Below are 13,978 nucleotides of genomic sequence, written 5' to 3' on the forward strand. Positions count from 1 at the left end.
CGCTTCTTCACCTGGGAAGTGCCTCCGACGGCGGCAGGAACAAGGACCTCGATAATCCTCATTCTTGCTGGTCAGAGGCGCTTTCGCATACCTGACTACCCGTCGGACAGTTAGCTTCATGAAAGCGCGAGGTTAAGGGCGCGAGGGAAACTGCAACTCGCCTGACGGCTGGGGGCCTTGGGGCGAGGTGGGAGCGATCAACTCCGCAGCGAGTGTGTAGCGCCCGCGTCCGAGGCGTTGCAGTATCCCTGCTTTGGTCCACTGTCCCAACTGGGCACAGAAGCTGCGGTAGTGGCTGATCTCTGGAGCGGCGGCGAGTTCGATGGTCCGCCAGGACCGGTCTGGCTCGGTGCGCAGGAGCTGGAGGGCCCGGTCCCAGCGGCTCGTCCCGGAGCGGGCGTTCATGGTCTCTGGCAGTTGCGGGGAGGGTCGTGAGGCGGCACGGGCAAGGACGTCGACGGCGATGGACACGATGTTCTGGCTGCGTGCGGGGCGCTTTTCGTTCTGTTCGACGGGGTAGCGCGAGACAGGGCACTTCACTTTCCGGGCGCTGAGGCGGGCGCGGCGAGGCGGCAGGAGGTTGTTCAGGATGGCTTTACCGATGGCTTCGGCCCGAGGGGTGGCGGTGGCCGGGATGATGCCGCTGGCGGTGATGACCTGGTCGCGGGTGGCCTGGAGGGCCACGGTGAAGCCAGCGCGGTCGGGGTCGGTCCCCGGTGCGGACTCCACGGCATTGACCATGGCGCGGCGCAACGTCTGGTAGAGGGCGAGCTGGGCCCAGAGTTCTTGCTCCAGGCCGAAGGGGTCGGCCGAGCGCAGGACTCGGCCGGCGAACAGTGTGTGGCGCAAGGCCAGGAAGGAGGACTCGACCTCCCAGCGTTCGTGGTACAGGTGCACGAGGCGCGCGGCCGGGTCGGCCCGGTGGTCCAGCAAGGTGGTGGCGAGCCGGTAACGGTCGCGGATGCGGTGCCCGTCGCCACACATGACGGTCACGTCTGCGTCGATGATGCGGAAGGTCCGGCCGTCGATGCGGGTGAGGAAAGAGCCGTCGGGCAGTGCGGCCCAGATGACAGGGCAGCGTGTGGATTTCAGGCGGATCAGCATCTGGGCTCCGGTGTCGCCCACCGCGGTGAGGAGGCCGCTGCCGTCGAAGGCCCGGTCGGCGAGCAGTAGCATGCCCGGGTTCAACAGCGGCAGCAGCCGACGGGCGTAGATCGTCTCTCCGGTGTTGGTCGGGCCGAACACCGCACCGAGCAGTCCGCAGGTGCCCGTCTCGCACAGGGCCATCAGCCGCAGGTGTGGATAGCCCTCCAGGCCGCCACGGGTACGCCGGAACTTGCCCAGAAGAGCGCGGATACGGGGCTGGTCAGGTGCTTCGATGGAGCTGCAGCCGTCGAAAGCGACCGTCCCGCCATCGCCGATAGCACACCCCCGGTGTCGCGGGCTGAGCCAGGGGCCCGGCCATGACCTCGAACAGTGCTTTCAACGGAGGGGGCCCCAGCCGTCGGCGTAGATCGCGCAGGGCCTTCTCCGACGGGGCCGGCAGTGGTAGTCCGTGCAGGCCAGCGACCAGCTTGTCCCACACCCGCGCGTACCCGAGACCGGGAAACAGCCCCAAGGCCAGCACGAAGTACACACCCACCCGGGACGGCAGCTGTCGCAGCCGGCGCTGAACGGCTCGCGTCTGTTCCAGCACGTCATCGACGAGCTCGAAGGGTAGGTACTGGGTCAGCTCGCCCAGGTGGCCAGGAGCGAAGACACCATCCGCAACCGTGATGGTACGGGTGAGCGTCGTGGTGGCAGACTGGTCGGACAACGGGACCTCTCGTGGCAGGAAGACTTTGGTCGGTCTCCCGCTTCTACCAGAGGTCCCGTTCTCGCATCCCCAAGGTCCCCAGCCGTCAGGCGAGTTGCAGTTTCCCCGCGCCCTTAACTTCGTGGCCTTGGCTATCAGTGGGCGCTGGTTGAGGCAGTAGGCATTCGGGGGCGAGCTTGTAGGTTGCGTTCGCGATCTTTTTGAGGAGACGTTCCCTGGTCCAGCGGCCCAGCTGGACGCAGAAGCTGTCGTAGTGGGTGAGGTTGAGGGCTGTGGCCAGCTCGCGTGCGTGCCAGGACCGATGAGGTGAGGTTCGCATGTGCTGGAGGACTTGGTTGCGTCGACCGCTGCGGCCGTGCCCTGCGGACGATGTGGGCTGGGTGCGGATCTCGACAGCGAGGCTGTGACGTTTTGGCTGGTCAGAGGGTGCTCGCTGGTCGGGTTCGCCGGATAGCGTGAGGTCGGGCATTTGACTTTGCGGGCGCTGGTGCGTGCGCGTCTGGCCTGCAGCAGGGCTGATTGGACCGCGATGGAGATGCCGCTCGTGGCGAAGCTCGATGAGGACGGCAGAACGTTGTCCTGGACGAGGACGTGGCCCGGGTCTCCCCGCTGAAGCACACCAACCTCAACTGCCTGGGCCGCTACAGCTTCGCCGCCCGCCCGCCCGCCCGCCCGCCCGCCCGCCCGCCCGCCCGCCCGCCACGCGAGGGCCTGCGCCCACTGCGTGACCCAGCGACCGTCCACCTCGACGTGGACGACAAGGGCACCGGCGAATGACGCGGCGTTAGGGCGAGTATCGGGTCGCGATCAATGAGCATCGCAGCTTCCGGGGCGGGTGCCCGCCTGGGGTACAAGGCCCGGCGATCTGCGGCTGCGCCGTGTGGACGCGAGCGACCGGAAGCGTTGCCGCAGGCAGGCAGGCAGGTAGGCAGGTAGGCAGGTAGGCAGGCAGCGGCGGGGGCCCGAGGGCCCCGGCCGCGTGCCCGCCGGGACGGTGTGTCAGACCACGGCGAGCCGGTCCACCAGCAACTCCACCCTCTGCGCGGCGTCCTCCGGCAGCAGCCGTCCCGCCCGGGTCAGGGTTGCAAGGCCGTGCAGGGCCGCCCAGAACACCTCGGTGAACAGCCCCGGGTGGACGCCGTCCCCGGCGACCTCGCCCAGGCTCTCCAGCAGCGCGGCGAAGGCGTCCTTGAGAGGTTCCGGGGTGTCCTCCTGCGCGTACGTCAGGCCGCCGTCGAGCTGGAACAAGGCGTCGTAGACCGCCGGGTTGCGTGCGGCGAATTCGAGGTAGGTGCGGGCGAGGGCGGTGACCCGGGTGCGAGGTCCGTCCGCGGCGGAGGTCGCAGCACGCACCGCCGCGGCCATCTCCGCGGCACCTTCGAGGGCGACGGCGCCGATGATCTCGCGCTTGCCGCGGAAGTGGCTGTAGAGGACGGGCTGGCTGTATTCGATGCGCTCGGCGAGCCGGCGGGTGGTGACCGCGTCCCAGCCCTGCTGCTCGGCGAGTTCGCGGGCCGTTGCCACGATGAGGCGTTCGCGCTCCGCCCGTTCGCGCTGCTTGCGTTCCTGTACCGACATGACTCGATCCTAGCACCGCTAGACAATCAAGCGGGAGTAGCACTAGCGTTGCCTCATCACCTAGCAACACTAGATGTCAGGGGGCATCATGCTCAACGCACTCGAGGTGTTCACCACCGTGGTCGTCGGCGTGATGGTGGGGGTGGAGTTCTCCGTCGCCTTCGTCATGAACCCGATCCTCAACGCACTCCCTGAGGACAGTGGCCAACTCGGCCGCGCCCACGGGGGCCGGATGCTTGGCGCCGTGATGCCGGTCTGGTATATCACCTCGCTCGTCCTCGTCGCGGTCTGGGCCATCGGCGGATGGCATCACCACGGCACCGGCCTCGTCGTCACCGCCGGCGCGCTGCTGGCCGTCAGCGTGGTCATGTCGCTTCTGCTGCTCGTCCCGATCAACAACCGGGGCAAGACGTGGACCCCCGAGAACCGGCCCGAGGACTGGAAGGAGCAGATGAACCGCTGGGACCGCTTTCACTACGTCCGTGTAGCCGTCATCATCGCCGCCTTCGCCCTGCTGGTCGCCGCCCTCACCTGAGCCCGCGGGCCGACACCGCGCCAGTGGCGCACAATCCCCACTCCCCGGGCGGCAGCGGGCCACCGAAATCCCGACATCCGGGAATGCGGCTGGCGCTCAGATCCCACAACGGCGATCCCGACAAACTACGCCCCTCGATCAGCCGCGTCCGCGCGACCTGATCAGGCTCCACACGACTCAGCAAGCCCCACGAAGCACACCAAGCTGACGAAGACTCGCAAGGAGAAGAACAATGTCGCTGAAGAAGATCAACACCGTCCTGGCCGCAGCCTTCATCCTCTTCATCCTCTGGTTCGGGGCGGAGTTCATCCTGAGCCCGGAGACGACGGCGCAGGGCTTCGGCCTGCCGAGCTGGCCGTCCGGCGACGGCGACGGCTTCCTGATCATCAAGGGAATCCGCGACGTCGTCTTGGCCCTGGTCCTAGGCATCCTGCTGGTGACGGGCCACCGCCGGGCGCTGGGCTGGGCGCTGCTGGTGGAGGCCCTCGCCGCGTACGGCGACATGACCACCGTACTGGCCCACCACGGCTCCGTGGCCACCGCGCTCGGCGTCCACTGCCTGACCGCGACACTGATGGTGGTCAACGGCCTACTGATAATGCGCGAGACCCGCAAGGTCGCGGCCGCTCCGACGGCGCTCGCCCCGCAGCCCGCCTAACGCCACCTTGGCACGTGTCGGTATTAGCCTGTCAGCGCCTGCTGGAAAGGCGAGGCGCCTGGTTTTCTTCCAGCGGGCGGCATGCTGCCGGGGCGACGGAGGGTTCTTCTTGGTGATCGGCGGTGTGCCGGTCGAGCCCGGCCAGCAGATCGTCCAGGTCGGAGGTGGTGAATCCAGCCGTGACTCCCGTCACGCTGTCCCGCCGTGCGTTCCCCGAACCCGACATCGTCGCGGACGATGCGTCGGCCCCGATCGAGCAGCGCCGCAGGCAGGGCGTCTCGGCCCAACTCCACCCGTCTCCTCGGGGGAGGTGCCGCGGTGGGTGCCGACTCAGTCCAGACGGTCGTAGGGGCCCGGCTCTCAGCCGGCGAACAGAGAGTGCCTCCGCTCGGTAGGCTTCGGCGCCGTGGAGGTGGCCGGCCACCAGTTCTCCACCTGATGCGCGTCCACTACGACGAAGTCCCGGTATCCGTCGAAGTCGCCGGGATCGCCTGCCACGCTGATGTGGATGGGCGCGTCATCGGGCAGGTTTTGTCCCTCACCGGCCGTGCGGATCGGCGGCGTTGAGCGCGGCAATGGTGTCGTCGTAGGCACCCCGCTGCCGGTGGCTGGGTTGATCCGTTCCAGTCCCACTGCAATAGGTCTCTGGGTAGCGTCCGGTTGCATGAGCGCACCCCGGGTTTCCCCCGCTGAACCGTGGCCCGGCTGGACGACCAGCAGGGCGGCCCAGGCCGCGTACGGCAAACACCTGGCCCGTATCGTCCAGCTCATCCCGGCCCTGCTGTACACGCAGGTCATGGACCGCCAGGGCATCACGGCCGCGCATACCGCCGGCCGCCAGGATCTCGTCGACTCCCAGGTGCGCAGCCTGCTGGCCTATCAGTGCCACAAGTTGATGACCCATGGCGTCCTCGGTGGCCTGCGGCTGGTGGGCGTAGTCAGCCCTGAAGATGGTTCGCAGGCGATCGGCCTCGGCATCAATGCCTCGGGTGCGGCCCGCACGCTTGAGCGCGGCCCGCAGCTGGGCCTGGGTGAGTCTGGCGGCCCTGGCCGGCGTCGGTGCCGAGATCAGCACCGCGCGAGCCTCGGGGCGGGCCAGGCCGTACCGCTCGCCCAGAGAGGCGTCCAAGGCGGCAGGGAAGAACTCCCGCAACAGCGAGCGGACCTGGTTGACCAGCTGTTGACGCGCCCAGACCGCGTCTTGCTGGGTACGGGCGAGGACAGTGATCGCCCGCGCGAGGTCGGTGTCGGCGGGCAGCTGGTGGTGCGCGTGTCTGTCGGGTTGCAGGATGTTCGCCAGGACCAGGGCATCGCCGGGGTCGGACTTCTTGCGCGAGACGCTGTGACGGTCGCGGTAGCGGGCCGCTGCGAGGGGATTGATCGCGTAGATCGGTCGTGTTCCGGTGTTCAGGGCGGCGGCGAGCAGGCCGCGTCCGGTCTCGATGGCCACCGGAATCGGCGTTTCCGCGGTATCTCCGTACTCGGTGAGCAGGTTCAGTAGCAGCTGGTAGCCAGCGTCGTCGTCGTTGATGCGGCGCTTGGCCAGCAGGTGTCCGGTGTCGTCGACCAGCGCCACGTCGTGGTGGTTCCGTTTGCGCAGGTGGTGAGCCTGTGCGGGCCACGCGGCGCCCTAATCCGAGGACTCTTCGGTCCGCCATCTCACCAGCCGTTCGCGGCACCAGCGCACCGCCGGGGCCTCTGTCTTACGAAGAGCTCGGCGGCTCGGAACCGATCTGTCTTCCCTACCGGCGGGCGGCCGCTGGCTGCCCGCCCAGCGCCGCCGTCGTTACCACTGCATCGAGCACATCCCTTGCAGGACTGCGAAGAACCTAATGGGGCGGCTCGAGTCGCTGCCCCGCTTCGTAGCTGAACCGACGTTCATCCAGGGCTCATTGACGGTGGTCGTCCGCCGCTGCTGTAATCCACTCGCCCCTGAAAAACGATGTTCCGCATTGCAGAACAAAGGGAGGGTGGAATCAGATGAAGCTGGGCAGGAACTCGGCGGTCGCGTTAATCGCGGCCGCAACATTCATCGGGAGTGCGGCGTCTCCCGCAATGGCCGCGACCTGGACACGGACGGCGGACTATCAGCGCTGGACAGGGCTCAATGCGCTGGAGCGCGGGCAGGGTGTGGCGACGGACGGGTCGTATTTCTACTATGCCGGGCCCGGCGGGATGGTGAAGGCCACCGTCGCCAACGACTCGGAGGTCGCATCATCGGTGGCCCCGATTCCCTGGGAGCTGAGCAGGACGTACGGCAGCGATCACATAGGGGACGTGGAGTACTACGGCGGCTATGTGATCGCGCCGATCGAGGACGGTGGCAGTGACTACCAGCATCCGCTGCTGGCGCTGTACAACGCGAGTGACCTGAGCTACACGGGTCGCTATGTGCAACTGCCCCTTGCGCAGATGCCGGGCGGGGTGCCGTGGGTCGCGGTGGACGCTGCTGCGGGACTGGTCTACACCTCGCCCTGGGATCAGGATGCCGCGCAGGGCACGAACAAACTGGTCGCCTATAGCCTGAACGACCTGCTGAATCTTCCGGCCGGCTCGACGCTTCCTGTGGTGAGGACCGTGACGCTGTCACAGCCCCTGAGTAGGATCCAGGGTGCCGCGATGTGGCAGGGGAGACTCTATGCCTCCGTGGACGACTCGGCGAAGTCGGTTCACTCGATCGACATCAGCTCCGGTCAGGTTGCCTACGAGTTCCCTCAGGACGTGGAGTCCGGAGATGAGGTTCAGGGGATCGCCGCCTGGGACTTCGGCCCATCGGGCGGTCAGCTGCACATCGTCAACGTGGGATCGGGCTGGAAGTCGATCTTCCTCTATCTGCAGCACTACACCCTGACCGGATGAACCGGCGCAGCATCAGGAATTCATGGACGAGCAAGATGGTGTCCTAGGTAGCGAATCGTTCGCGTTGTGCTGTCCACGAGGCGGGGCACTTGGAGTTGGATTGTTCCGGACGGGCTGCGGGAGATCGCGAAGCCGCTGATCTCGCTGTCGAGGGTGCGTCTGCAGGGCGGCGGGACGCAGGGCACGTCTGGTGAGACGCTCTTCGCGGCCATCTTCTTCGTGCTGGTGAGCGGGTGTGCCTGGCGGGCTCTGCCACCGTGCTTCGGGATCTCGGAGTCCACCGCCGAGCCGGGTGGTCTGAACCTGATCCGGCCGAACCTGGCACCGTCCTGCGCGACTCTGGCCTGCTCCTGACCGCAGATCAGGCCGATGTGCGGCGCCGGCCTCATGGCAGGGCAGCCGATGGCACGCACGATGCGCACCAATCCGCGTCGCGGTGCGCACGGCGCGAGCAGACGCGAGCGGGGCCCGGATCCACATCGGATCCGGGCTCTTGCGTCTGCGGCTCCGGATCCGCCACGAGATACGCGCCGACCTCCACCTCGGCCAACTCCGACTCGCCTGCAGCATCATCTGCTTGCGACGCCTCCGAACCTCGTCTGAAGCGATCAGTAAAGGCTGTCCCGAACCGGGTCCCGTGCGGTTGTGGCTCCGATCGGCTCGCTGTCACGTGCCGCCAACTCCTTTGTCGATCCCGCCACTTGAAAAAAGTTCTGCCGATGCCGATCCGTTTCCGCAGCTCACCGGAGTGCAGATTGGTCTAGACCGCTAACGAACCGGAAAACTGTTTACCGCGCGCACGCTCCTGTGGCTCACTATGTCGTGTCCGCGTCAATCGGGTGTGCGGGATCCCTCTGCGGGAAGCGCGCGGCCGACTCCTCCTGACCGGACGCACACCGACCTCTCTGTCTGCCGCGCCGCTCTCACACCGGTGCGCCGAGATCCACCGCACCGAAGGACCGCTCGGCACCACTGCATTTCACTCCCCCCACCAAGCAGGAGGAAGTCTTGTTCCCTCGGAGCCCTTCCCTCAAATCCACACGGCAAAGACTCACTGCGGCCGGTGTTATCGGCATGAGCGCCGCACTGACCCTCGGCCTGATGTCGGGCACCGCCTCCTCGGCACCGCTGCCGTCGGACGGCGGCGTCCCGCCGGGCAAGGGCTACATGGGCGTGGGCTACGTCCAGGACAGCAAGGGCTTCAAGCCGGACACCCGGCAGCTGCACCTTGACGCGACGCCGGATGCGAACCTCCTGGCGAACCCCGTGGGTGTGGACGTCTCCAGCTGGCAGGGCAGCATCAACTGGGGTGCGGTCCGCAGCGCGGGCATCGAGTTCGCCTGGATGAAGGCGACCGAGGGCACCTCGTACAAGGACCCCACGTTCAGCGCCAACTACCTGGGCGCCTACAACGCCGGCGTGATCCGGGGTGCGTACCACTTCGCGCGGCCCGACGTGTCCGGGGGTGCGGCGCAGGCAAACTTCTTCGCCAGCAACGGTGGCGCCTGGTCCCGCGACAACCTGACGCTCCCCGGGGTGATGGACATCGAGGGCAGTTGCTACGGCAAGACGCCCGCGGCGATGCAGTCCTGGATCCTCGACTTCTACAACACGTACAAGGCCCGCACCGGCCGCGACGTCGTGATCTACACCAGCGCGAGCTGGTGGAACTCCTGCACCGGCGGCTGGACCGGCATGTCCACCAGGAGCCCGCTGTGGGTGGCCCACTGGACCTCCGCAGGCAGCCCCAGCATCCCGCAGGGCTTCCCGTTCTGGACCGTCTGGCAGTACACGTCCACTGGCTCGGTGAGCGGCATCTCCGGGAACGTCGACCGCGACCGTTTCAGTGGCGACCGCTCTCGCCTGCTGGCCCTGGCCAACAACACCCCGTGACAGCGGGCGCCAATACAGGGTGACCACCTCCGGGGGGTGTGACCCCGGCGTGATCGGTACTGCGGTCGGAGCAGGTCAACTTACCTGCTCCGACCGGGAGTTCCGGCCGAAAGTCCGGCCGGGCACAATGACAGTTCGCGAAGGAGCAAGTCATGAACCCTACCCCACAGCCCCTCAGCAGGCGCGGCGCTCTGTTCGCCGGAACGGCGGCCCTGGCCGGCGGGCTGGGGCTGGCGGGCAGTACGGACGCGGCCGTACGAATTCCCGAGAGGTCGCGCCCCCGCTTGCCCGCCCTGACCCCGGCCAGTGCGTCATCCACTCCTACCCGGGACTCACACCTCCGGCCCGGCTGATGGATGCGATCAGGGAGGGCCGTACGGCCGGGGTGATCTTCTTCGCGGAGAACATCAAGAGCCTGAGCCAGATCGAGGGCGTCATACGGGCGATGAACGAGGCGAACGCCTCCGCCCCCGTGCAGACCCCGCTGCTCCTGATGACCGACCAGGAGGGTGGCATGGTGCGCCGCCTGCCCGGCGAGCCCGTAATGTCCGCGAAGGACGTCGGCGCCTCCACGGACCCGGAGACACAGGCGGAGTTCACCGGCAGCGGTGCGGGCATGAACCTCGCGGGCGTCGGCATGAACGTCAACCTGGCGCCGGTACTCGACGTGTACCGCACGGCCGGCGACTTCACCGACCAGTACAAGCGGTCGTACAGCAAGGACCAGAAGGCGGTCGGCACCTGCGGCTCGGCCTTCATCACCGCGCAGCAGAACACCGGGGTGGCGGCCACCGCGAAGCACTTCCCCGGCCTCGGCCCCGCCTCCGCGAACCAGAACACCGACCTGGGGCCCGTCACCCTCACCACGTCCGCGTCCACGCTGCGCAGCATCGACGAGGTGCCGTACCGAGCGGCTGTCTCGGCCGGGACCAAGCTGGTCATGCTGTCCTGGGCCATCTACCGGGCGTTGGACGCCGACCGGCCCGCCGGCCTGTCCCCGAGCGTGGTCGGCGAGCTGCGGAACCGGCTCGGATTCTCGGGCGTGACGGTCACCGACGCCTTGGAGGCCGGGGCTCTTCGGGCCTATGGCAGCACGGCGGCACGCGCCGTACTGGCTGCCGCGGCCGGCATGGACCTGATTCTGTGCTCGGCCCGCGACGCCGCCCAGGGGGAGGAAGCCGTGACCGCACTGAGTGAGGCCCTGGTGGCCGGAACTCTCGACGGAACCGCCTTCGACGCGGGCGCCGCGCGCGTCAACGCCCTTCGCGCCGACCTGTCCTGACCGGGCACAACACCCACGCCGGTCAGGAACCCTTGGCGCGCCGGGTCAGACGATGTCGTTCAGTGCGAGGTCGGGGCGCAGTCGATGGCAGGGAGGTGTGTTGCAGCAGTTCCGCGCGGGTCCTGGCGGTGTGACGGACCTCGCCGACCATGCGGGGCAGTAGCCACCGCGCTCCGGTCACCCCCGGCGCCTGCTCGAAGAGACAGTCGTCGATCCCCGCGAATTCGAGCACGGCGGCGAGTGCGGTGCGTTCGGTGTCGCTCCATCCAGTGCCGACACTGACCACGTCCCGCAGGCCGCCGTCATGTGCCTCTCCCACCAGCGGCGCACCGGGCAGGCCGGTGAGCCGGACGCGGCCGGGCATCCACCCGCCCACGATCGCATCGGGTGTGGGACCTTGAGCACGAGCGGGAGCGGATCCCGGGTCCGTGCACGGGCGCAAGCTGCTCCGCGATTACCCCCTCCAGCCCCGCAGCCCGGGTCATCTCCGGCGTCGGCGCCCCGTGTGCCCGACGACCGCCGCTGGCATCGACCACCGGTCCCCGTCCGGCCCCAGGCCCTCCAGCAGAGAACGGCCACCGCATGGGAGGCCAAGCAGGACGGGCAGCGGTCCATGGCGTATCTGCCGAGCGACGGGCCCACGGTTCTGCGGTCCCGGTCCGGGGCGGACAGTGCCACCGCCTACCGGGAACTCGCAGCACTCGGTTCCGCGCTCGGACAGCCCGCGTCCCCGGACGCGCGCCGTGGATGCGCCCGGGGAGCCGAGCCGTCTCACGCGCGCGACAGTATTTTCGGAGGGCTTCACGTCCGGTTGTCGCCGGTCATCGATGCGTCTCCGCCGGCCGGGAGCTGCAACGAGTGCCGTGGCTCCCGATGGCGGAACAATGCGCGCCGGAATTATCCGCAATGTACTTAACTTGAGGTATCTCCGTAGAGGCTAAGGACAGCGCGATGGGCGCATCCACTGATGACGCTTGGGATCGGTCGTTCTCGTTCGACGACATCGCGACGGCGGTGCTCGACGATCAGGGCATGGTGCTGCGCTGGTCCCGGGCGGCCGCAGACCTGCTGGAGCACACAGCCGAGGACGCCTGCGGCTCCCCGGTGTGGAGCTTCCTCGCCGACCCCTCCCACAGGCGGTGCCAGGACGGCTCCCAACGGTCCGGGATCCCGTTGGCGGGCCGCGCGGTGCTCCGTCGCCCCTCCGGTGACCAGGTCGAGGTCGTCTATCGCGTGGTGCGGCTGGAAGGCTCGTCGGAGAGCCTCGTCCTGGCCCTCCCCGCCCAGCACCTGGACCTGTGGAACCAGAACACCGCCCTTGCGCGGGCACTGTTCGCCCAAAACCAGATCGAGATCGGCATCCACGGCCTGGACCTGGGCACGGTGCGCACCAATGCCGCCTCCGGGACGTCCGACGGTTCCGCCGCGCTCGTGGGCGGCCTCCTGGGGGAGGCGCTGTCCCCCCAGGACGCGGAGGAGGTCGAATCGGTGCTGCGCCGGGTCCTGGACACGGGGGTGCCGCTGATCGGGTGGGAGCAGTGGGTGGGGCCCCCACAGGTTCGCGGCCGACAGGGGGCCTTGTCCGCCTTCCGGCTGGAGGACGCCCAGGGACAGCCGACGGGTGTCGCCACCATGCTCACCCCCTCCGCCGCCCAGCAGCGGGACCTCAACCACCTGGATCTGCTTCACGAGGCATCCGAGCGGATCGGCACCTCACTGAACGTCCTCCGCACCTCCCAGGATCTGGCCGAAGTCCTCGTCCCGGCTCTCGGTGACATGGCCTGGGTGGAACTCGCGGAGGCCGTGTTCCAGGGCGACGATCCCCCCAAGCTGGTCGGCGCCGGACTGTGGCACCTGCGCCGCGCCGTGGTGGTCTCGGCGACCGGATCCGTCCCCAGCGGCCTCCTGCAACCGGGCAGGGCGGTCCCCCCGCTGCCCGACCCACCCGTTCTGCGGAGGCTGCGGTGCGGAGAGACCGTCCTGGCCTCCGTACAGGAGGCGAGCGAGCAATTGGGACCTGAATTGGCTCCCTTGTTCGTCCCCGAGCGCGGTCACTCGGTCCTCTATGCTCCTCTGTTCGCGCGCGGCCTGTTGCTCGGCGCCGCCGTGGTCTGGCGAACCGACCGGCCCGACCCCTTTGTCGAGGAGGACCGGAGACTCCTGGCGGAGATCGCCTCCCGTGCCGCGCTGAGCGTGGACAACGCCCGCCGGTACACCCGGGAGCACCGCGCCTCCGTGGCACTGCAACGGCGCCTGCTGCCCCGTACCACCAGCGACATTCCTGCGGTCGAGGCGGCGGGCAACTATGTGCCCGCCGGAGGCGGGGCCGACATCGGTGGTGACTGGTTCGACGTGATCCCGCTGCCGTCGTTCCGCGTGGCGCTTGTTGTAGGGGATGTCGTCGGCCACGGTCTGCACGCCACCGCGACCATGGGGCGGTTGCGTACGGCGGTGCAGACCCTCGCGGATCTCGAACTGGATCCCGACGAGCTACTCACTCACGTCGACGACCTGGTCCAGCAACTCGCCGAGGAAGCCGACCCCGCCCAGCCGAGTGTCGCGGGCGCGACCTGCCTGTACGCGCTGTACGACCCGGTCAGCCGCCAGTGCGCGCTGGCCAGCGCCGGCCATCCGCCACCCGTTCTGCTCCACCCCGACGGCACGGCCCAGGTGATCGAGATCGCCCCCGGCCCACCCCTCGGGGTGGGCGGCATGCCGTTCGAGGTCACGCACCTCCGACTGGAACCAGGCAGCATCCTCGCCCTGTACACGAACGGGCTCGTCACCCTCAACGGGCAGGACATCGAAGACGGTATGTCACAGCTGGTCGAAAGTCTCGCGACGCTGTGTGATGGCGACGGGGTGCCGTCCCTGGACGAGGTCGGCCGGTCCCTGCTCTCCCGGGCAACCGAGGTGCCGTCCCGCGACGACGTGGCCCTGCTGCTCGCGCGCACCAGGGCGCTGCCGGACGACTCGACCGCTGCCTGGCAGTTTTCCGCCGACCCGGCCATCGTGGCCGAGGCCCGGGAGGCCGCCACAGGGCAATTGGCTGCCTGGGGTCTGGACCACCTCGTATTCACCACAGAACTCATCGTCAGCGAACTTGTCACCAATGCCATCCGCTACGCGGGCGGCCCGATCGTTCTACGGCTCATTCGCGACAACGTGCTGATCTGCGAGGTGTCCGATCCCAGCAACACCCAGCCACGGCTGTGCCGGGCCCGCTGGACCGACGAGGGAGGCCGCGGTCTCTACCTCGTGGCTCAGCTCACCACCCGCTGGGGCAGTCGCTACGGCCAGCGGGGCAAGACCATCTGGAGCGAGCAGCCCCTCGCCTCGGTCGTGGAGTAGCCGGCG

10 protein-coding genes and 5 pseudogenes are annotated in these 13,978 nt (G+C 68.5%); 9 read left to right on the forward strand and 6 right to left on the reverse strand.

All coding sequences use genetic code 11. The features are described from left to right. Positions 1 to 132 precede the first annotated feature (132 nt). A pseudogene (locus ACFV8T_RS34605) lies at positions 133 to 1,816 on the reverse strand (IS4 family transposase). A 576-nt stretch (positions 1,817 to 2,392) separates the two neighbouring features. Between ACFV8T_RS34605 and ACFV8T_RS34610 the strand changes: the two are divergent. Next, positions 2,393 to 2,593, forward strand: a pseudogene (locus tag ACFV8T_RS34610) (hypothetical protein); the annotation flags it as partial. Positions 2,594 to 2,815: 222 nt separating this feature from the next. On the opposite strand, the gene ACFV8T_RS34615 reads toward ACFV8T_RS34610, so the two are convergent. Beyond that, a complete protein-coding gene (locus ACFV8T_RS34615; RefSeq protein WP_385335336.1) occupies positions 2,816 to 3,394 on the reverse strand; it encodes a TetR/AcrR family transcriptional regulator in 579 nt (192 codons plus the stop codon). A gap of 88 nt (positions 3,395 to 3,482) precedes the next feature. On the opposite strand from ACFV8T_RS34615, the gene ACFV8T_RS34620 reads away from it, so the two are divergent. Both ACFV8T_RS34620 and ACFV8T_RS34625 read left to right on the forward strand, forming a co-directional pair. After that, positions 3,483 to 3,929, forward strand: coding sequence for an anthrone oxygenase family protein (locus ACFV8T_RS34620; RefSeq protein ID WP_385335338.1), 447 nt, complete (start codon positions 3,483 to 3,485; stop codon positions 3,927 to 3,929). Positions 3,930 to 4,161: 232 nt separating this feature from the next. Next, positions 4,162 to 4,587, forward strand: coding sequence for a DUF4267 domain-containing protein (locus ACFV8T_RS34625; protein WP_385335340.1), 426 nt, complete (start codon positions 4,162 to 4,164; stop codon positions 4,585 to 4,587). Positions 4,588 to 4,618: 31 nt separating this feature from the next. Here ACFV8T_RS34625 and ACFV8T_RS34630 read toward each other — a convergent pair whose 3' ends face one another. The 3 genes and pseudogenes from ACFV8T_RS34630 to ACFV8T_RS34640 form a co-directional block, all read right to left on the reverse strand. After that, entirely contained in the window at positions 4,619 to 4,780 is a 162-nt protein-coding gene (locus ACFV8T_RS34630; RefSeq protein ID WP_385335342.1) for a hypothetical protein, read from the reverse strand. 167 nt (positions 4,781 to 4,947) lie between these two features. Continuing rightward, positions 4,948 to 5,400: a DUF6225 family protein gene (locus tag ACFV8T_RS34635; RefSeq protein ID WP_385335344.1), complete on the reverse strand. Its 453-nt coding sequence runs from the start codon at positions 5,398 to 5,400 to the stop codon at positions 4,948 to 4,950. 19 nt (positions 5,401 to 5,419) lie between these two features. Next, positions 5,420 to 6,187: pseudogene (locus ACFV8T_RS34640) on the reverse strand (IS110 family transposase); the annotation flags it as partial. 380 nt (positions 6,188 to 6,567) lie between these two features. On the opposite strand from ACFV8T_RS34640, the gene ACFV8T_RS34645 reads away from it, so the two are divergent. From ACFV8T_RS34645 to ACFV8T_RS34665, 5 genes and pseudogenes are all read left to right on the forward strand, one after another. Further along, a complete protein-coding gene (locus ACFV8T_RS34645) occupies positions 6,568 to 7,446 on the forward strand; it encodes a hypothetical protein (protein ID WP_385335346.1) in 879 nt (292 codons plus the stop codon). 69 nt (positions 7,447 to 7,515) lie between these two features. Continuing rightward, a pseudogene (locus tag ACFV8T_RS34650) lies at positions 7,516 to 7,731 on the forward strand (transposase); the annotation flags it as partial. 217 nt (positions 7,732 to 7,948) lie between these two features. Then, positions 7,949 to 8,044, forward strand: a pseudogene (locus tag ACFV8T_RS34655) (IS5/IS1182 family transposase); the annotation flags it as partial. A gap of 476 nt (positions 8,045 to 8,520) precedes the next feature. Next, positions 8,521 to 9,339, forward strand: coding sequence for a GH25 family lysozyme (locus ACFV8T_RS34660; protein WP_385335348.1), 819 nt, complete (start codon positions 8,521 to 8,523; stop codon positions 9,337 to 9,339). 352 nt (positions 9,340 to 9,691) lie between these two features. After that, positions 9,692 to 10,621: a glycoside hydrolase family 3 N-terminal domain-containing protein gene (locus ACFV8T_RS34665; RefSeq protein WP_385335350.1), complete on the forward strand. Its 930-nt coding sequence runs from the start codon at positions 9,692 to 9,694 to the stop codon at positions 10,619 to 10,621. A 22-nt stretch (positions 10,622 to 10,643) separates the two neighbouring features. On the opposite strand, the gene ACFV8T_RS34670 is transcribed toward ACFV8T_RS34665, so the two are convergent. Then, positions 10,644 to 10,985, reverse strand: a complete 342-nt coding sequence (locus tag ACFV8T_RS34670) for a hypothetical protein (RefSeq protein ID WP_385335352.1) — start codon at positions 10,983 to 10,985, stop codon at positions 10,644 to 10,646. Between the two features lie 587 nt (positions 10,986 to 11,572). Here ACFV8T_RS34670 and ACFV8T_RS34675 point away from each other — a divergent pair. Beyond that, positions 11,573 to 13,972 carry a SpoIIE family protein phosphatase gene (locus ACFV8T_RS34675; RefSeq protein WP_385335354.1) on the forward strand — a complete coding sequence of 800 codons (2,400 nt, stop codon included), beginning with the start codon at positions 11,573 to 11,575 and terminating at the stop codon, positions 13,970 to 13,972. The last annotated feature ends 6 nt before the right edge of the window (positions 13,973 to 13,978 follow it).

Origin of the sequence: Streptomyces sp. NPDC059832 (assembly GCF_042731715.1) — a bacterium.
In the GTDB taxonomy this organism is placed as follows: domain Bacteria; phylum Actinomycetota; class Actinomycetes; order Streptomycetales; family Streptomycetaceae; genus Streptomyces.